Raw genomic sequence first — 17,221 nt, 5'->3', positions numbered from 1 at the left:
CTGCCGTTTGGCAGCCCGGCTTTGCCACGCCTGAAGAAAATGTCGGGAGATGCGTCATGCGTGCAGCACAGCTGAAAAATGTCCTGCCCCGGGAGCTGCTGGCTTCGGTGGTGGTGTTCCTGGTGGCCCTGCCCCTGTGCATGGGGATTGCCATTGCTTCCGGTCTGCCACCGGCCAAGGGGCTGATTACCGGGATCATCGGTGGCCTGGTGGTGGGCTGGCTGGCGGGCTCGCCGTTGCAGGTCAGCGGCCCGGCCGCCGGGCTGGCGGTGCTGGTGTTCGAACTGGTGCGCCAGCACGGCGTGGCCATGCTCGGGCCGATCCTGCTGTTGGCCGGGTTGCTGCAATTGCTCGCCGGGCGCCTGCGTCTGGGCTGCTGGTTCAGGGTCACGGCGCCGGCGGTGGTCTACGGCATGCTGGCGGGTATCGGGGTGTTGATCGTGTTGTCCCAGGTGCATGTGATGTTCGATGCCGCGCCCCTGGCTTCGGGGCTGGACAACCTCCTCGGCTTGCCCCGGACCCTGGCCCAGGCCTTGCCGAGCCTGGGCTGGCAGGCCGGCCTGCTGGGGCTGTCGACCATAGCGCTGATGTGGGGCTGGGACCGGTGGCGGCCCCGGGCACTGCGGTTCATTCCCGGTGCCTTGTTGGGGGTGGGACTGACGACCCTGGCCAGCCTGCTCCTGGCCCTGGAGGTGAAGCGGGTCGAGGTGCCTGCCAACCTGGCCGAGGCCATCGACTGGCTGCGCCCCGCCGACCTGCTCGATCTGGCGGACCCGACCCTGCTGGTGGCGGCCTTCGCCGTGGCCTTCATCGCCAGTGCCGAAACCCTGCTCTCGGCGGCGGCCGTGGATCGCATGCACAGCGGGGTGCGTTCGGATTTCGACCGGGAACTCTCGGCCCAGGGCGTGGGCAACATGCTCTGCGGCCTGCTGGGCGCCCTGCCGATGACCGGGGTCATCGTGCGCAGCTCGGCCAACGTCCAGGCCGGGGCCCAGACCCGTTTCTCGACGGTGTTCCATGGTCTGTGGCTGCTGGCTTTCGTGTTGCTGCTGTCCAGCGTGTTGCAGAGCATTCCGGTGGCGAGCCTGGCCGGGGTGCTGGTCTATACCGGCTGCAAGCTGGTGGACCTGAAGGCCTTTCGCGGCCTGGGGCGTTACGGGCGCATGCCGATGTTCACCTACGCGCTGACGGCCCTGGCGATTGTCTTCAGTGATCTGCTGACCGGGGTGCTGATCGGCTTTGCCCTGACTCTGGCCAAGCTGGCGTTCAAGGCTGCACGCCTGAAGATCAGCCTGATCGGGCTGGAGCGCGAGGGCGAGCTGGAGTTGCGCCTGGTGGGCGCGGCGACCTTTCTCAAGGTCCCGGCCCTGACGCGGGTGCTGGCGACGATTGCACCGGGCAGCACCGTGCATGTGCCGCTCAATCACCTGAGCTATATCGATCACGCCTGTCTGGAGTTGCTGGAGGAATGGGCACGGGCCAACAGCGCCAGGGGCTCGAAGCTGTTGATCGAGGCGCGGGGTTTGCGGCGGCGTCTGGAGGGGCGGCTGAGCCCGGCCGGTGTCGTGGGCGCGGTGCCGGTACGCAGTTGAGTCGGCGAGGAGGTTGGCCCCTTCGCCACAAGGCCCGGAGCGAGCCTTGCTGGCGAGGAGTGGGGTCAGGCGGCGGGCTGGTCCAGTTCCAGTTCCACGCCCAGCTGGCGCGACAGGCAGGGCCAGCGCTTCCAGGCGGCCTCGGTGTCCGGGCTGTTGAGTGTGTCGCGGTAGGCTTCCACCGATTCCAGGGCGAAGCTCTCTTCGTTGAGCATGGCGTCGACGGCGTGGTGCACCGCTTCATCCAGCTGGTTGGCGAAGGTTTCGCCGATCAGTTGGTGGGCGATGAGGTTGGCGACCGTCATGTCCAGGGGGATCAGCGGACGGCCGAAATGCTTGATGTACAGGTCGTTGACTTCCTCCACCAGGCGCAGGGCCAGGTAGGCTTCGTCCAGCAGGCTGTCGAGGCCGACGTGGCCGTCCATGATGGCCGGCGGCTGGAGGAAGAATTGCTCGGCGATCTTCAGTACCGGCTTGATCTGCGACTCGATGCCGGCTTCGCGGGCCACCGCGTTGGCGGCGTCCAGCAGGTCCGGAACCTGGTCGATGTAGGCGCTGACGAAACGGGTCAGGACGCCCTTGGCGTCGACTTCGGGCAGCTGGATGGAGGGGTGCAGGTGAGGCAGTTGCGTTTCCAGCTGACGGGTCAGAAGGCCCGTGCTGGCTTCGTGTTGCTGGGCCAGCTGGATCTGCTCGCGCAATGCGACGGTGTTCATGAAAACTCCAGGGACAAGGACATGAATAGGGAGCACATAAGTTAGCGTGCTTACAAAAGCGGTTAAGACGCATTTGTCATAATTATTTCATGCTTAGTCATCGCGGTTATATCGTTGTGTGCGCCCCTGCTCCCGACCCCTTTCGCGCCGTGGCCTGCAAAGGCCTTTTCCGGCGTTTCAGGTGATTTTCGCCAGCGCGTTGCGAGGTGAGAGTCGCTGTCTATACTCGCCAAGGAATGAAGTTAGCTGATGACGCTCGACTGCAAACGCAGCGAGGCCCCGGCCGGTTTAAGTTCGTAGTCTAGGCAGCCGCTCCCTTGCCGCAGGTGTTGAGCCTCCGGGATAACAAGAACGATAAGGGGAACCCGCAATGATGCGACATCCACATGTCTGGATGGGCCTCCTGTTGTGGTCGGTATTCAGCCAGGCGCAAGCCGCCTGGACGGTGAATATGACGCCTGGTGCGACCGAGATAAGCCACGCGGTATTCGACCTGCACATGACCATCTTCTGGATCTGTGTGGTGATCGGGCTGATCGTCTTCGGCGCGATGTTCTGGTCGATGATCGTGCACCGTCGCTCCACCGGCCAGGTCCCGGCCCGCTTCCACGAAAGCACCACGGTGGAAATCCTCTGGACCATCATTCCCTTCCTGATCCTGGTGGCCATGGCCGTGCCTGCCACGGCAACGCTGATCAAGATGTACGACACCAGCGAGCCGGACGTGGACATCCAGATCACCGGCTACCAGTGGAAGTGGCACTACAAGTACCTGGGCCAGGATGTGGAGTTCTTCAGCAACCTGGCCACTCCCGCCGAGCAGATCCACAACAAGACCGCCAAGGGCGAGCACTACCTGTTGGAAGTCGACCAGCCGCTGGTGCTGCCGGTGGGGGCCAAGGTGCGCTTCCTGGTGACCGCCGCCGATGTCATTCACTCCTGGTGGGTGCCGGCCTTCGCGGTCAAGCGTGACGCCATCCCCGGCTTCGTCAACGAGGCCTGGACCCGGGTCGACAAGCCCGGCATCTACCGCGGCCAGTGCGCCGAGCTGTGCGGCAAGGACCACGGCTTCATGCCGATCGTGGTCGAGGTCAAGAGTCAGGCCGACTACGACACCTGGCTCGGCGAACGCAAGGCCGAGGCGGCCAAGCTCAAGGAGCTGACCAGCAAGGAATGGACCCTGGACGAGCTGGTGGCCCGTGGCGACAAGGTCTACCACACCACCTGCGTCGCCTGTCACCAGGCCGAGGGCCAGGGCCTGCCACCGATGTTCCCGGCGCTCAAGGGCTCGAAGATTGCCACCGGTCCCAAGGAGGCTCACCTGAGCCTGGTGTTCCACGGCAAGCCGGGCACCGCCATGGCGGCGTTCGGCAAGCAGCTCTCGGAAGTCGACATCGCCGCCGTGGTCACCTACGAACGCAACGCCTGGGGCAACAACAAGGGCGACATGGTGACGCCCAAGGATGTCCTGGCGCTGAAACAGGCGGAAAGCAAATGAGCCGGTACATCGAGTATTTGCGCAAGCGGTCGCGGCACGTCGCTGCCGATCATCCCGTCCATTCGCTCGCAGGAGACAGGACATGAGTGCTGTGATCGATGACCACGGCCACGCCGGCCATGATGACCACGCCCATGGTCCCGCCAAGGGCCTGATGCGCTGGGTACTGACCACCAACCACAAGGACATCGGCACCCTGTACCTGTGGTTCAGCTTCTGCATGTTCCTCCTCGGCGGCTCGTTCGCCATGGTGATTCGCGCCGAACTGTTCCAGCCCGGGCTGCAGATCGTCGAGCCGGCGTTCTTCAACCAGATGACCACCATGCACGGCCTGGTGATGGTCTTCGGTGCGGTGATGCCGGCCTTCGTCGGCCTGGCCAACTGGATGATCCCGCTGATGATCGGTGCCCCGGACATGGCCCTGCCGCGGATGAACAACTTCAGCTTCTGGTTGTTGCCGGCGGCCTTCCTGCTGCTGGTCTCGACCCTGTTCATGCCCGGTGGCGGGCCGAACTTCGGCTGGACCTTCTACGCCCCGCTGTCCACCACCTACGCCCCGGAAAGCGTGACCTTCTTCATCTTCGCCATTCACCTGATGGGCATCAGCTCGATCATGGGCGCGATCAACGTGATCGCCACCATCCTCAACCTGCGTGCCCCGGGCATGACCCTGATGAAGATGCCGCTGTTCGTCTGGACCTGGCTGATCACCGCCTTCCTGCTGATTGCGGTGATGCCGGTGCTGGCCGGTTGCGTGACCATGATGCTGATGGACATCCACTTCGGCACTAGCTTCTTCAGTGCCGCCGGCGGCGGCGACCCGGTCTTGTTCCAGCACGTGTTCTGGTTTTTCGGCCACCCCGAGGTGTACATCATGATCCTGCCGGCCTTCGGCGCGGTCAGCTCGATCATCCCGACCTTCAGCCGCAAGCCGCTGTTCGGCTACACCTCGATGGTCTATGCCACCGGGGCGATCGCCTTCCTGTCGTTCATCGTCTGGGCCCACCACATGTTCGTGGTCGGCATCCCCCTGGTGGGCGAACTGTTCTTCATGTACGCCACCCTGCTGATCGCCGTGCCCACCGGGGTCAAGGTGTTCAACTGGGTGAGCACCATGTGGCAGGGCGCGCTGACCTTCGAGACGCCGATGCTGTTCGCCGTGGCCTTCGTCATCCTGTTCACCATCGGCGGTTTTTCCGGGCTGATGCTGGCCATCGCCCCAGCGGACTTCCAGTACCAGGACACCTACTTCGTGGTGGCGCACTTCCACTACGTGCTGGTGCCGGGAGCGATCTTCGGGATCTTCGCCTCGGCCTATTACTGGCTGCCCAAGTGGACCGGGCACATGTACGACGAAACCCTGGGCAAGCTGCACTTCTGGCTGTCCTTCGTCGGCATGAACATGGCGTTCTTCCCCATGCACTTCGTCGGGCTGGCGGGCATGCCGCGGCGGATTCCGGACTACAACCTGCAGTTCGCCGACTTCAACATGGTGTCCTCCATCGGTGCCTTCACTTTCGGCGCCACGCAGATCTTCTTCCTGTTCATCGTCATCAAGTGCATTCGCGGTGGCAAACCGGCCCCGGCCAAGCCGTGGGAAGGCGCCGAGGGCCTGGAGTGGAGCATCCCTTCGCCGGCGCCCTACCACACCTTTGTCACCCCGCCGGAAGTGAAATGAACAGCCGTGTTGTAGGAGCGAGCTGGCTCGCGAAGGCGTCGGGCCAGGCGCTGGAAGGCGTCGCCCGGTTCGCCGGCAAGCCGGCTCCTACAGGTTCGGGAGGAGGTTGAGATGGCCGAGATCTCGCTGAAGAAACTGGTGACCCGCCTATTGCTGGTGGTGACGGCGATGTTCGTCTTCGGTTTTGCCCTGGTGCCGATCTACGACGTGATGTGCAAGGCCCTGGGGATCAATGGCAAGACCGGCGGGCAGTACGCGGACCAGAGGCAGCAGGTGGATGAGTCGCGCCAGGTGCGGGTGCAGTTCCTGTCCACCAACGCCATCGACATGGTCTGGGATTTCTATCCCAAGGCCGATGACATCGTGGTCCATCCGGGGGCAGTGAACGAGATGATCTTCATCGCCCGCAACCCCAGTGATCATCCGATGAGCGCTCAGGCCATCCCGAGCATTTCCCCCAGCAGCGCGGCCATGTACTTCCACAAGACCGAGTGCTTCTGCTTTACCCAGCAGGTGCTGCAGCCCGGGGAGAAGATCGAGATGCCGGTGCGTTTCATCGTTGACCGCGACATGCCCAAGGATGTGAAGCACCTGACGCTGGCTTACACGCTGTTCGATATCACCGCGCGTCATCCACCGGTGGCGGTGGCCGCCAAGACCGGTGGATAGACGATCTGGCGTGCCCGATAAGGAGAACGACCCATGGCGACTCATGAGCACTATTACGTTCCGGCCCAGAGCAAGTGGCCGATCATCGCGACGGTGGGCATGTTCGTCACCGTGTTCGGCCTGGCGACCTGGTTCAACGATCTGAAGGCGGCGCGCCCGGAATCCCATGGGCCACTGATCTTTTTCGTTGGCGGCCTGCTGCTGGCCTACATGCTGTTCGGCTGGTTCGGCGCGGTGGTCAAGGAGAGTCGCGCCGGGCTGTACAGCGCCCAGCTCGATCGCTCGTTCCGCTGGGGCATGAGCTGGTTCATCTTTTCCGAAGTGATGTTCTTCATGGCCTTCTTCGGTGCGCTGTTCTATGTGCGGCACCTGTCCGGGCCCTGGCTCGGTGGTGAGGGGCACAAGGGCATCGCCCATATGCTCTGGCCGAACTTCGAGTTCGTCTGGCCGCTGCTCAACAACCCCGATCCGAAACTCTTTCCACCGCCCAAATCCACCATCAGCCCCTGGGGCCTGCCGCTGCTCAACACCGTGCTGCTGGTCAGTTCCAGCGTCACCGTGACCATCGCCCACCATGCCCTGAAGAAAGGCCATCGCGGTGCACTGAAAATCTGGCTGGCGCTGACCGTGCTGCTGGGCTGCGCCTTCCTCGGTTTCCAGGCCGAGGAATACATCCACGCCTATCACGAACTGGGGCTGACCCTGGGCTCGGGGATCTACGGCGCGACCTTCTTCATGCTCACCGGGTTCCACGGGGCCCACGTGACCATCGGCACCTTGATCCTGTTCGTAATGCTGATGCGCATCATGCGCGGGCATTTCGACGCCGAGCATCAGTTCGGCTTCGAGGCGGCCAGTTGGTACTGGCACTTCGTCGACGTGGTGTGGATCGGCTTGTTCGTCTTCGTCTACGTGCTCTGAGGCGCTGTTCAGGAGTTGCTGCGCCCTACCAGGGCGCGTGGGAAACCAGCTGGCCGCTGAAGAAACCCCAGGCGATCAAGCCCAGGGTGATCGCGGCCAGGCACACCCGAACACTCAGGGCGGTCACCAGGCGCTTGGATTGGCTGTCGTCCTTGACCAGAAAGAACAGGCCGCTGAACAGGCTGATCACCGTGGCAATCAGCATCAGGACGATGGCTGCTTTGAGCATGCTGGGACTCCGGGGGGAACGCGATGTACAGCAGTATAGCGAGTGGATTTCTCAAGCTTGCGAGCCGGTCATGAAAGGCTTCCGGCCCGGCGTCGTGCCGACCCTGGTGGTGCTGTTGCTGCTACCGGTGCTGGTTTACCTGGGCTTCTGGCAACTGGGGCGCGGCGAGCAGAAACGCCAGCTGCTGGCCAGTTACGCCGAGCGCCGTGTGGCCCCGCCGGTGCCGCTGCTGGAGTTGCTGGGCGCCGAGGATCCGGCCTTTCGCCGCCTGCGCCTGTACGGCCATTTCGATGCCGAGCACAGCCTGCTGCTGGACAACCGCCTGCACGACGGCCAGGCCGGGGTCGAGTTGCTGCAACCCTTCCTCGACCAGACCAGCGGGCGCTGGCTGCTGGTCAATCGGGGCTGGCTGCCCTGGCCCGACCGGCGCACGCCACCGGTCTTCAGCACCCCGGAGCAGAGCCTGAGCCTGGATGCCTGGGTCTACGTTTCTCCGGGAGCGGTGTTCCAACTGCAGGCCGACCCGGCCGCTGCGCGCTGGCCGCGGCTGATCACCGCCGTGGCCCCGGAGGCACTCTGGGCCGAGCTGGATCGCAGTGGCTTCAACCACGAGGTGCGCCAGGAGTCCGGTCCGGGTGCCTACCTGACGGCTTGGCCGGTGGTGGCCATGGGACCGGAAAAACACCAGGGCTACGCCGTGCAGTGGTTTGCCATGGCCCTGGCGCTGTTTGCCCTCTACCTCTATTTCGGCTGGCACAACGCACGGGAGAAACGCCATGGGAACGGCCATGAATCCACCCAACATCTCTGAAGCTCCAGCAGCCAACCGGCGCCGCGGCCGCTGGCAGTTGATCCTGATCCTGCTGATGGTGATCGGTCCGATGATCCTCGCCACCGGCATGTACAAGCTGCAGTTCTGGGTGCCGGAAAGCCGCAGTTACCACGGTGAGCTGATCGGCAACGGCCAGACCCGCGCGCAGATCGGCGTGCAGTCCGAGGAGGATCGCTGGCAGATCCTCGTCACCGCGCCCAAGGCTTGCGAGGCGGACTGCCAGCAGTTGGTGTACCTGGCGCGGCAGATCCAGGTGGCCCTGGGCCGCGACGCTTCCCGGGCCAGCCATGCCCTGGCCAGTGCCCAGCCGCTGAGTGCCGAGTACGCCGCCAGGCTGCAGCGTGAATACCCGCAGTTGCAACGCTATCCCCTGGACCTGGCGACCTTCGCCAAGGGGGTTCACGACCCGGAGGCGCCGCAGCTGTGGATAGTCGATCCCCACAGCAACCTGGTGCTGCGTTATGACGCTCGGGTCAACGGCAAGGACCTGCTCAACGACCTGCGCCATCTGCTGAAACTGTCGAACATCGGATAAGGGCATCGTCATGGCCAAACCTGGATTTCGCCTCGCGTTGTTAGCCACCTTGCTGGCCCTGATCGTGGTGTTGCTCGGCGCCTACACCCGGCTGACCCATGCCGGGCTGGGCTGTCCGGACTGGCCCGGCTGCTACGGCTTTATCAGCGTGCCGCAAAGCGAGGCGCAGCTGGCCCATGCCGAGCGGCACTTTCCCGATACCCCGGTGGAGGCCCACAAGGGCTGGAACGAGATGATCCACCGCTACTTCGCCGGCACCCTGGGGCTGTTGATCGTGCTGCTGGCGGCCCGCGCCTGGAGCCATCGCCGGCATCCCGGGCAGCCGCTGAAGCTGCCGCTGTTCCTCCTGGCGGTGGTGTTCGCCCAGGCGGCCTTCGGCATGTGGACGGTGACCCTCAAGCTCTGGCCCCAGGTGGTCACCGCGCATCTGCTGGGGGGCTTTGCCACCTTGAGCCTGCTGTTCCTGCTGACCTTGCGCCTGTCCGGTGTGCTGCCGGCGCTGATCGTGCCGCGGCGCCTGCAGTACTGGGCCACGGCCGGGCTGGTGCTGGTGATCGGGCAGATCGCCCTGGGCGGCTGGGTCAGTTCCAACTATGCGGCGGTGGCCTGTATCGACCTGCCCACCTGCCATGGCCAGTGGTGGCCGAACATGGACTTTGCCAACGGCTTTCACCTGACCCAGCACATCGGCCCCAACTACCTGGGCGGGCAACTGGACAGTGACGCCCGCACCGCCATCCACATGACCCACCGGCTCGGCGCGGTGTTGGTGACCCTGGTGTTGCTGGGGCTGGCCTGGCAACTGCGGCAGACCGGCATGACCCGTCTGGCCGGGCTGGTGCTGCTGGCCCTGGGGGCGCAGATCAGCCTGGGCCTGAGCAACGTACTGTTCCACCTGCCTCTGCCGGTGGCGGTGGCGCACAACGCCGGCGGCGCGGCGCTGCTGCTGACCCTGGTGCTGGTCAACTATCACGCTCGTACCAGCCTGGTGCAGGCCCGGGATCGCCTGCCCCTGGGCTGGCGTCTGAGCCCGCGCAAACAGGTGGCCGGTCCCATCACCATCAAAGGAGAGATGCCATGGCGACTCTGATTGGCGAACGTCAGCAGCCCCGGGCGATCTGGCGTGATTATCTGGAGCTGACCAAACCCAAGGTGGTGGTGTTGATGCTCATCACCTCCCTGGTGGGCATGTTCCTTGCCACCCGCGCCGGGGTGCCGTGGACGGTGCTGGTGTTTGGCAACCTGGGCATTGCCCTGTGCGCAGGTGGCGCGGCGGCGGTGAACCATGTGGTGGACCGGCGCATCGATGCGCTGATGGCCCGGACCCACAAGCGGCCCCTGGCCGAAGGCCGGGTTTCACCCCGGGCCGCCCTGGCGTTTGCCCTGTGCCTGGCCCTGGCCGGGCAGGCCCTGCTGCTGGCCTTCACCAATCCGCTGACGGCCTGGCTGACCCTGGCCTCCCTGCTGGGCTATGCGGTGGTCTACACCGGCTTTCTGAAGCGCGCGACGCCGCAGAACATCGTGATCGGCGGGCTGGCCGGCGCGGCCCCGCCGCTGCTGGGCTGGGTCGCCGCCACCGGGCACCTGAGCGCCGAACCGCTGTTGCTGGTGCTGATCATCTTCGCCTGGACCCCGCCGCACTTCTGGGCCCTGGCGATCCATCGCAAGGAGGAGTACGCCAAGGCCGATATTCCGATGTTGCCGGTGACTCACGGCGAGCATTACACCAAGGTGCACATCCTGCTCTATACCTTTGCCCTGCTGGCGGTGAGCCTGCTGCCCTATGCCATTCACATGAGCGGCGTGCTGTACCTGGTGTGCGCCCTGGTCCTGGGCGGGCGCTTCCTGCAATGGGCCTGGGTGCTGTACCGTGGCACTCGGCCGCACGCGGCGATCAACACCTTCAAGTACTCTATTTATTACTTGTTCCTGCTGTTCATCGCCCTGCTCGTAGACCACTACCTACTGTTGAACCTATGACTCGAACTCAGAAAACCGTCTTTATTCTCGTTGCACTGGTGGCCCTGGTCCTGGGGCTGACCGTCAACAAAGTACTGTCCGGCAAGGGTCAGGGTGATCCCACCGCATTGATCGATGCCGGCATCATCCTCCTGCCCCAGAGCCGCACGCTGCCGGCGGTGAAGATGCTCGACCAGGATGGCCAGCCCGTGGTGATCGATGAGTTGAAGGGCAAATGGTCGCTGCTGTTTTTCGGCTACACCTTCTGCCCGGACATCTGCCCCACCACCCTGGCGCAACTGCGGCAGATCAAGAGCGAGCTGCCCAAGGAGGCGGTGGACAAGCTGCAGGTGATCCTGGTCAGCGTCGACCCCAACCGCGATACGCCGCAACAGCTCAAGCAGTACCTGGGCTACTTCGACAAGGACTTCAAGGGACTGACCGCCGCTTCGGTGGAAGACCTGCAGAAGCTGGCCAATGCCGTGAGCATTCCGTTCATTCCGGCGGACACCAGCAAGCCCAACTACACCGTGGACCACAGCGGCAACCTGGCGGTGATCGGTCCGGACGGCCGCCAGCGCGGCTTTATCCGCGCACCGCTGAACAACCAGAAGCTGGTGGCGCAGCTGCCGGTGATGTTGCAGCGCCAATGACGCGGCATGCTTGAACTGCTGAACTGCTGAACTGCTGAACTGCTGAACTGCTGAACTGCTGAACCCTGTAGCCGCTGCCGCAGGCTGCGATCGGCCTCGAAGAGGACGCGTGCTCTTCGAGGCCCTCTGAAGGCGCTTCGCGCCTTATCGCAGCCTTCGGCAGCGGCTACAAACAAAACGGGGCGCCCCAAGGCGCCCCGTTTGTGTTTCTGCAACCGATCAGAATGCCGGCACGATCGCGCCTTTGTACTTCTCGATAATGAATTGCTTCACTTGCGGGCTGTGCAGGGCCGCGATCAGTTTCTTCATGGCGTCCGAGTCCTTGTCGTCAGGACGGGCCACCAGGATGTTCACGTAAGGCGAGTCCTTGCCTTCGATCACCAGGGCGTCCTTGGACGGGTCCAGCTTGGCTTCCAGGGCGTAGTTGGTGTTGATCAGGGCCAGGTCGACCTGGGTCAGCACGCGCGGGATGGTGGCGGCTTCCAGTTCACGGAACTTCAGGTCCTTGGGGTTCTCGGTGATGTCCTTGACGGTGGCCAGGATGCTGTTGGAATCCTTGAGCTTGATCAGGCCGGCCTTGTCCAGCAGCAGCAGCGCGCGGCCGCCGTTGGTGGCGTCGTTGGGGATCACCACGGTGGCGCCGCCCGGCAGTTCGGACAGTTGCTTGTACTTGCTGGAGTAGGCGCCCAGGGGCTCCACGTGCACGCCGGCCACGCTCACCAGCTTGGTGCCCTTGGTCTTGTTGAACTCATCCAGGTACGGCTGGTGCTGGAAGAAGTTGGCGTCCAGGCGTTTCTCGGCCACTTGCACGTTGGGCTGCACGTAGTCGGTGAAGACCTTGACCTTCAGGTCCACGCCTTCTTTGGCCAGGGCCGGTTTGACGAACTCCAGGATCTCGGCGTGGGGCACCGGTGTGGCGGCCACGGTCAGGGTTTCGGCGGCGTGCGCGGAGAACGCGGCAACGGCTGCGAAAGCGACGAGTAGTTTTTTCATCGAACAAGCTCCTTGTAAGTCGCCCGACCCCGGGCACCTGCCGGCCAGGGCCGGCGTTTGCAATTATTTGCGGGAAAAATGCACCACCAGCTTATCGCCGACGGTTTGCAGAACCTGAACCAATACAATCAGCAGCACCACGGTCACCACCATCACATCGTCCTGGAAGCGCTGGTAGCCATAACGGATAGCCAGATCGCCGAGGCCGCCGGCACCCACGACACCGGCCATGGCGGTGTAGCCGACCAGGGCGATGGCGGTGACCGTGATCGCCGCGATGATACCCGGGCAAGCCTCGGGCAGCAGGGCGTTCATGATGATCTGCCGGGTGGTGGCGCCCATGGCCTGGGTGGCCTCGATGATGCCGCGATCCACTTCACGCAGCGCGGTTTCCACCAGTCGGGCGAAGAAGGTGGAGGCGCCCACCACCAGCGGCGGAATGGCCCCCGCCACACCCAGGGAGGTGCCGGTGATGAGGATGGTGGTGGGAATCATCACGATCAGCAGGATGATGAACGGCAGCGAGCGGATGGCGTTGACCACGAAGCCCAGGACCGAATAGACATTTTTCTGTTCCAGCAACTGCTTTGGGCTGCACAGGAACAGCAGGACGCCCAGCGGCAGGCCCACCAGTACGGTGAAGAACAGGGACGTGCTGAGCATGACCATGGTGTCGCTGGTCGCCACCCCGATATCGGCCCAGTCAACGTTGTCGAAGTAATGCAGTAAGCCGCTCATTAGCGCAGCACCTCCATGTGGACATCCGCTGCGGTGAAGCGGGCGAAGGCCGCTTCCATGTCACCGCCGGTGATGGCCAGGGTCAGTTGCCCGTAAGGGGTGTCTTTGATGCGGTCGATGCGTCCGGCGAGGATGCTGTAGTCGACCCCGGTCTCCCGGGCCACGGTGCCCAGCAACGGCGCGTAGGTGGCCTCGCCCTGGAAGGTCAGGCGCACGATGCGCCCCGGCACATGGGCGAAGTCGTCGCGCTGCTCGTTCTCGTCGATCTGCTCGTCTTCCTGGACGAAACGCTTGGTGGTCGGGTGCTTGGGGTGCAGGAACACCTCGGCCACCGGCCCCTGTTCGACGATGCGGCCGGCGTCCATCACCGCCACCTGATCGCAGACGCGACGGATCACGTCCATCTCATGGGTGATCAGGACGATGGTCAGCTTCAGCTCGCGGTTGATCTCGGCCAGCAGTTGCAGGACCGAGGCGGTGGTCTGCGGATCGAGGGCGCTGGTGGCTTCGTCGCACAAAAGGATCTTCGGCTTGGTGGCCAGGGCGCGGGCGATGCCGACGCGCTGCTTCTGGCCGCCGGACAGCTGCGCCGGGTATTTCTTGGCGTGGTCGGCCAGGCCGACCCGATCCAGCAGCTCGGCGACGCGACGCTCGATGTCGCTGCGTGACAGCTCGCCGGCCAGGGTCAGGGGCAGCGCGACGTTGTCGGCCACGGTCTTGGACGACAGCAGGTTGAAGTGCTGGAAGATCATCCCGACCTGCTGGCGGAAGCGGCGCAGGCCGTTGGCATTCAGCGCGGTGACCTCTTCGCCGTCGACGATGATCTGACCGCCGCTGGGGTTTTCCAGGCGGTTGATCAGGCGCAGCAGGGTACTTTTGCCCGCCCCGGAATGACCGATCAGGCCGAACACCTGGCCATTCTCGACCCGAAGACTGGTCGGGTGCAGGGCGGGAATATCCTTACCGGCGACCCGGTAGGTTTTATGGACGTTTTGAAACTCGATCACGTAGCGAACCTTGTGGGGCGCGTTAGAAAAGGATCAGCGGTTAGCCGGGCGCGCATTTTAGCCTGTCCGTATAGAGGTTCTTAGCATTTATTTCGCGAACATCCTGCCATTTGGCGATAACGCGATCAAAGGTCATAAAAAAGGAACGCTCGCCGTTTCTCGTCAGTCACTACTTAAGCCACTCGAAAGCCCCAGGTACCGTGCCTGTGGGCCTGTGTTCACGAAGCCCCGGCGCGCCAGGGATTTCGCCAACGAGGAGTTCTTGCCTGATGAGTACGAAAAAGCCCAATGCCCCGAAAAGCCAGATGGCCGGGACCGATACCCTGGACCGCGGCAACAGCAACCGCAAGTTGCAGAGCCTGGAGCCGTTCCGCTCCGATGCCACCGGCCAGGCCTTGCGGACCAATCAGGGGGTGAAAGTCGCCGACAACCAGAACAGCCTGAAACTGGGCGCCCGCGGGCCTTCGCTGCTGGAAGACTTCATCATGCGGGAGAAGATCACCCACTTTGACCATGAGCGGATCCCCGAGCGCATCGTTCATGCCCGCGGCGTCGGTGCCCATGGTTACTTCCAGAGCTACGACAATCATTCGGCGCTGACCAAGGCCGGTTTCCTGCGTGATCCGCAGAAGAAGACCCCGGTGTTCGTGCGCTTTTCCACGGTCCAGGGGCCAAGAGGCTCCGGCGATACCGTGCGCGATGTCCGGGGGTTTGCAGTGAAGTTCTTCACCGACGAGGGCAACTTCGATCTGGTGGGCAACAACATGCCGGTGTTCTTCATCCAGGACGCGATCAAGTTTCCCGACTTCGTGCATGCCGTGAAGCCCGAGCCCCACAACGAAATCCCCACCGGCGGCTCGGCCCACGACACCTTCTGGGACTTCGTCTCCCTGCAGCCGGAGTCGGCGCACATGGTGATCTGGGCCATGTCCGACCGGGCCATTCCGAAAAGCCTGCGCAGCATGCAGGGCTTTGGCGTGCACACCTTTCGCCTGATCAACGCCGAGGGGCGCGCAAGCTTCGTCAAGTTCCACTGGCGGCCGGCGGTGGGCACCTGTTCCCTGGTCTGGGACGAGGCGCAGAAGCTCGCGGGCAAGGACACCGACTTTCATCGCCGCGACCTGTGGGACGCCATCGAAACCGGGGATTACCCGGAGTGGGAGTTCGGCGTGCAGATCATCGCCGAAGAGGACGAACACAATTTCGACTTCGACATTCTCGACCCCACCAAACTGATCCCCGAGGAGCTGGTGCCGATCACGCCCCTCGGCAAGATGGTGCTCAACCGCAACCCCGACAATTACTTCGCCGAAACCGAGCAGGTCGCCTTCTGCCCGGGGCACATCGTGCCGGGGATCGACTTCTCCAATGACCCGCTGCTGCAAGGGCGGCTGTTTTCCTACACCGATACCCAGATCAGTCGCCTGGGCGGGCCGAACTTTCATGAACTGCCGATCAACCGTCCGCTGACCCCGCTGCACAACGGGCAGCGCGACGCCATGCACCGCAGCACCATCGACAAGGGCCGGGCAGCCTATGAGCCGAACTCCATCGATGGCGGCTGGCCCAAAGAAACCCCGCCGGCGGCCCAGGACGGTGGCTTCGAGAGCTACAACGAGCGCATCGATGCCCACAAGATCCGCCAGCGCAGCGAGTCGTTTGGTGATCACTTCTCCCAGGCGCGGCTGTTCTTCAACAGCATGAGCAAGCACGAGCAGGAACACATCATCGCGGCCTACAGCTTCGAGTTGGGCAAGGTCGAGCGGCCGTGGATCCGCGAGCGGCAGGTCAACGAGATCCTGGCCAACATCGATCTGCAACTGGCCGCGCGCGTGGCGGAAAACCTCGGCTTGGCGGCGCCGAAGCAGGCCACGGTGGCCGAGCGCAAGACCGCATTGACCCGCTCGCCGGCCCTGAGCCAGGCCAACCTGCTGTCGGGGGATATCAAAACCCGGAAAGTGGCGATTCTGGCGGCCAACGGCGTCGATGGTGCGGCGATCGAAGGGTTGAAGAAGGCCCTCAAGGCCCAGGGTGCTCACGCCAAGCTGCTGGGGCCGACCTCGGCGCCGGTGACCACCGCGGATGGCCAGCGCCTGGCGGTGGATGCCTCCATGGAGGGCTTGCCTTCAGTGGCTTTCGATGCGGTGTTCGTGCCGGGTGGTGCGCAATCGATCAAGACCCTGAGCGGCAATGGCGTGGCTTTGCATTACCTGTTGGAGGCCTACAAGCATCTCAAGGCCATCGCCTTGCACGGCGAAGCCCGGGAGTTGCTGGACGTGCTCAGGCTGGAGGCGGATGACGGTTTGATTGTGGGGGGCGATGCCAAGGCGCCGAAGGCGTTCTTTGCCGCCATGGCTCAGCATCGGGTGTGGAGTCGGGAGGAAAGGGCCAAGGCGATCCCGGCCTGAACACGCTTTCGCCGGCCAGCCCGCTCCCGTAGGGAACCGGCTGGCCGACTGAGGCTTTACTGCGCCTTGCGTGGGCTCAAGACCATTTGCGCCGGGACATGGCGCACGATCTGTCTGCTGATTTTCTGTTCGAAGTCCGGATCGAGCTTCTTCACCCGCTTGCTCAGCAGGGTCGACAGCCAAGGGTAGTCCTCGGTGCGCGGCACCTGAATGTGCACATCGCACTGGTAATTCACCACGTCGGCGGCCAGCGCATCGAGCTGCTTACGCAGCTTGCGGATATCGGTGACATACAGGGCAATGGTGCTGCTCTGGGCGGAAGGATCGATCAGCCGGGCCGCTGGACGTGCCTCGGCGGCCTTCAAGGCGGCTTCGGCCTGTTCCAGCTCGGCCTTGCGCGCATGGGCAATGGCGTTGTTGACCCCTCCGGTCAGCGCCGGTGCCTTGGGCATCAGCGCCCGGGCCCGGCTCAGGGCGGTGGCGGCGGCATTCACGTCACCCTTTTGCAGGACGATCTGGCTGCGTTGCAGGTAGGCCTCGGCAATCTGCCGCTGGTATTGCACCAGCTGCGGGTCGTCAGGGGTTTGTGCCTGCAATGCACTGAGCTGATCTTCCGCTGTCGCCAGCTCGTTGCTGGCAATGTTTTGTTCCAGCTGCGCGATGGCCGTGGCCCGCGCATCGGGGACCTCGGTGGTCGCCGGTGGCGTGCTTTGGCAGGCCCCCAGCAGCAGGGAGAATGCGACAAGGAGCAGATAACGGGAGGCGAACGGCTTCATTCCTGCGACTCTCTAAT

The 17,221-nt window shown here is 64.0% G+C and carries 17 protein-coding genes; 11 read left to right on the top strand and 6 right to left on the bottom strand.

Going from position 1 to position 17,221, the window contains the following annotated elements; genetic code table 11:
* Positions 1-56 precede the first annotated feature (56 nt).
* Positions 57-1,592: a SulP family inorganic anion transporter gene (locus L1O02_RS30635; protein WP_235759312.1), complete on the top strand. Its 1,536-nt coding sequence runs from the start codon at positions 57-59 to the stop codon at positions 1,590-1,592.
* A 65-nt stretch (positions 1,593-1,657) separates the two neighbouring features.
* On the opposite strand, the gene L1O02_RS30630 is transcribed toward L1O02_RS30635, so the two are convergent.
* Entirely contained in the window at positions 1,658-2,308 is a 651-nt protein-coding gene (locus L1O02_RS30630; RefSeq protein ID WP_103740832.1) for a hypothetical protein, read from the bottom strand.
* 370 nt (positions 2,309-2,678) lie between these two features.
* On the opposite strand from L1O02_RS30630, the gene coxB reads away from it, so the two are divergent.
* From coxB to L1O02_RS30610, 4 genes are all read left to right on the top strand, one after another.
* Positions 2,679-3,806, top strand: a complete 1,128-nt coding sequence (gene coxB, locus L1O02_RS30625) for a cytochrome c oxidase subunit II (RefSeq protein ID WP_060836863.1) — start codon at positions 2,679-2,681, stop codon at positions 3,804-3,806.
* 82 nt (positions 3,807-3,888) lie between these two features.
* Positions 3,889-5,484, top strand: coding sequence for a cytochrome c oxidase subunit I (gene ctaD, locus L1O02_RS30620; RefSeq protein WP_060836864.1), 1,596 nt, complete (start codon positions 3,889-3,891; stop codon positions 5,482-5,484).
* A 111-nt stretch (positions 5,485-5,595) separates the two neighbouring features.
* Positions 5,596-6,153: a cytochrome c oxidase assembly protein gene (locus L1O02_RS30615; RefSeq protein WP_060836865.1), complete on the top strand. Its 558-nt coding sequence runs from the start codon at positions 5,596-5,598 to the stop codon at positions 6,151-6,153.
* 33 nt (positions 6,154-6,186) lie between these two features.
* Positions 6,187-7,074: a cytochrome c oxidase subunit 3 gene (locus L1O02_RS30610; RefSeq protein WP_060836866.1), complete on the top strand. Its 888-nt coding sequence runs from the start codon at positions 6,187-6,189 to the stop codon at positions 7,072-7,074.
* Between the two features lie 25 nt (positions 7,075-7,099).
* On the opposite strand, the gene L1O02_RS30605 is transcribed toward L1O02_RS30610, so the two are convergent.
* Positions 7,100-7,303, bottom strand: coding sequence for a twin transmembrane helix small protein (locus L1O02_RS30605; RefSeq protein ID WP_060836867.1), 204 nt, complete (start codon positions 7,301-7,303; stop codon positions 7,100-7,102).
* A 70-nt stretch (positions 7,304-7,373) separates the two neighbouring features.
* Between L1O02_RS30605 and L1O02_RS30600 the strand changes: the two genes are divergently transcribed.
* Genes L1O02_RS30600 through L1O02_RS30580 form a run of 5 tightly spaced genes read left to right on the top strand, consistent with a single transcriptional unit; the run spans position 7,374 to position 11,282 of the window.
* Positions 7,374-8,114, top strand: coding sequence for an SURF1 family protein (locus tag L1O02_RS30600; RefSeq protein ID WP_108544928.1), 741 nt, complete (start codon positions 7,374-7,376; stop codon positions 8,112-8,114).
* Entirely contained in the window at positions 8,080-8,670 is a 591-nt protein-coding gene (locus tag L1O02_RS30595; RefSeq protein WP_060836868.1) for a hypothetical protein, read from the top strand. The genes L1O02_RS30600 and L1O02_RS30595 overlap by 35 nt, the downstream gene beginning before the upstream one ends.
* Before the next feature lie 10 nt (positions 8,671-8,680).
* Positions 8,681-9,760 carry a COX15/CtaA family protein gene (locus tag L1O02_RS30590; protein WP_060842074.1) on the top strand — a complete coding sequence of 360 codons (1,080 nt, stop codon included), beginning with the start codon at positions 8,681-8,683 and terminating at the stop codon, positions 9,758-9,760.
* Complete coding sequence (gene cyoE / locus L1O02_RS30585; protein ID WP_060836870.1) at positions 9,748-10,650, top strand: heme o synthase; 903 nt, start codon at positions 9,748-9,750, stop codon at positions 10,648-10,650. Before L1O02_RS30590 ends, cyoE begins: the two co-directional genes overlap by 13 nt.
* Positions 10,647-11,282 (top strand): SCO family protein, encoded by a 636-nt coding sequence (locus L1O02_RS30580; RefSeq protein WP_060836871.1) that lies wholly within the window; start codon positions 10,647-10,649, stop codon positions 11,280-11,282. Before cyoE ends, L1O02_RS30580 begins: the two co-directional genes overlap by 4 nt.
* A gap of 219 nt (positions 11,283-11,501) precedes the next feature.
* Here the strand turns inward: L1O02_RS30580 and L1O02_RS30575 are convergent, their stop codons facing one another.
* The 3 genes from L1O02_RS30575 to L1O02_RS30565 all read right to left on the bottom strand — a co-directional run bounded on the left by L1O02_RS30575 (position 11,502) and on the right by L1O02_RS30565 (position 14,020).
* Positions 11,502-12,275, bottom strand: a complete 774-nt coding sequence (locus L1O02_RS30575) for a MetQ/NlpA family ABC transporter substrate-binding protein (RefSeq protein ID WP_060836872.1) — start codon at positions 12,273-12,275, stop codon at positions 11,502-11,504.
* A 63-nt stretch (positions 12,276-12,338) separates the two neighbouring features.
* Positions 12,339-13,013, bottom strand: a complete 675-nt coding sequence (locus L1O02_RS30570) for a methionine ABC transporter permease (protein ID WP_060836873.1) — start codon at positions 13,011-13,013, stop codon at positions 12,339-12,341.
* On the bottom strand, positions 13,013-14,020 hold the full coding sequence (locus L1O02_RS30565) for a methionine ABC transporter ATP-binding protein (protein WP_060842075.1): 1,008 nt from the start codon (positions 14,018-14,020) through the stop codon (positions 13,013-13,015). Before L1O02_RS30565 ends, L1O02_RS30570 begins: the two co-directional genes overlap by 1 nt.
* Positions 14,021-14,289: 269 nt before the next feature.
* On the opposite strand from L1O02_RS30565, the gene katE reads away from it, so the two are divergent.
* Positions 14,290-16,428 (top strand): catalase HPII, encoded by a 2,139-nt coding sequence (gene katE, locus L1O02_RS30560; protein WP_235759310.1) that lies wholly within the window; start codon positions 14,290-14,292, stop codon positions 16,426-16,428.
* 56 nt (positions 16,429-16,484) lie between these two features.
* Here katE and L1O02_RS30555 read toward each other — a convergent pair whose 3' ends face one another.
* Complete coding sequence (locus tag L1O02_RS30555; RefSeq protein ID WP_235759308.1) at positions 16,485-17,204, bottom strand: PA5502 family lipoprotein; 720 nt, start codon at positions 17,202-17,204, stop codon at positions 16,485-16,487.
* Positions 17,205-17,221 lie beyond the last annotated feature (17 nt).

It is taken from the genome of Pseudomonas sp. BC42 (assembly GCF_021560055.1).
Lineage (GTDB): Bacteria > Pseudomonadota > Gammaproteobacteria > Pseudomonadales > Pseudomonadaceae > Aquipseudomonas.
This window is presented reverse-complemented; position numbering and strand designations above follow the sequence as displayed.

Excerpts from the sequence above, each read along its gene's own strand:
- L1O02_RS30635 (WP_235759312.1), top strand. The coding sequence starts at position 57 with ATGCGTGCAGCACAGCTGAAAAATGTCCTGCCCCGGGAGCTGCTGGCT.
- L1O02_RS30630 (WP_103740832.1), bottom strand. The coding sequence starts at position 2,308 with ATGAACACCGTCGCATTGCGCGAGCAGATCCAGCTGGCCCAGCAACAC.
- coxB (WP_060836863.1), top strand. The coding sequence starts at position 2,679 with ATGATGCGACATCCACATGTCTGGATGGGCCTCCTGTTGTGGTCGGTA.
- ctaD (WP_060836864.1), top strand. The coding sequence starts at position 3,889 with ATGAGTGCTGTGATCGATGACCACGGCCACGCCGGCCATGATGACCAC.
- L1O02_RS30615 (WP_060836865.1), top strand. The coding sequence starts at position 5,596 with ATGGCCGAGATCTCGCTGAAGAAACTGGTGACCCGCCTATTGCTGGTG.
- L1O02_RS30610 (WP_060836866.1), top strand. The coding sequence starts at position 6,187 with ATGGCGACTCATGAGCACTATTACGTTCCGGCCCAGAGCAAGTGGCCG.
- L1O02_RS30605 (WP_060836867.1), bottom strand. The coding sequence starts at position 7,303 with ATGCTCAAAGCAGCCATCGTCCTGATGCTGATTGCCACGGTGATCAGC.
- L1O02_RS30600 (WP_108544928.1), top strand. The coding sequence starts at position 7,374 with ATGAAAGGCTTCCGGCCCGGCGTCGTGCCGACCCTGGTGGTGCTGTTG.
- L1O02_RS30595 (WP_060836868.1), top strand. The coding sequence starts at position 8,080 with ATGGGAACGGCCATGAATCCACCCAACATCTCTGAAGCTCCAGCAGCC.
- L1O02_RS30590 (WP_060842074.1), top strand. The coding sequence starts at position 8,681 with ATGGCCAAACCTGGATTTCGCCTCGCGTTGTTAGCCACCTTGCTGGCC.
- cyoE (WP_060836870.1), top strand. The coding sequence starts at position 9,748 with ATGGCGACTCTGATTGGCGAACGTCAGCAGCCCCGGGCGATCTGGCGT.
- L1O02_RS30580 (WP_060836871.1), top strand. The coding sequence starts at position 10,647 with ATGACTCGAACTCAGAAAACCGTCTTTATTCTCGTTGCACTGGTGGCC.
- L1O02_RS30575 (WP_060836872.1), bottom strand. The coding sequence starts at position 12,275 with ATGAAAAAACTACTCGTCGCTTTCGCAGCCGTTGCCGCGTTCTCCGCG.
- L1O02_RS30570 (WP_060836873.1), bottom strand. The coding sequence starts at position 13,013 with ATGAGCGGCTTACTGCATTACTTCGACAACGTTGACTGGGCCGATATC.
- katE (WP_235759310.1), top strand. The coding sequence starts at position 14,290 with ATGAGTACGAAAAAGCCCAATGCCCCGAAAAGCCAGATGGCCGGGACC.
- L1O02_RS30555 (WP_235759308.1), bottom strand. The coding sequence starts at position 17,204 with ATGAAGCCGTTCGCCTCCCGTTATCTGCTCCTTGTCGCATTCTCCCTG.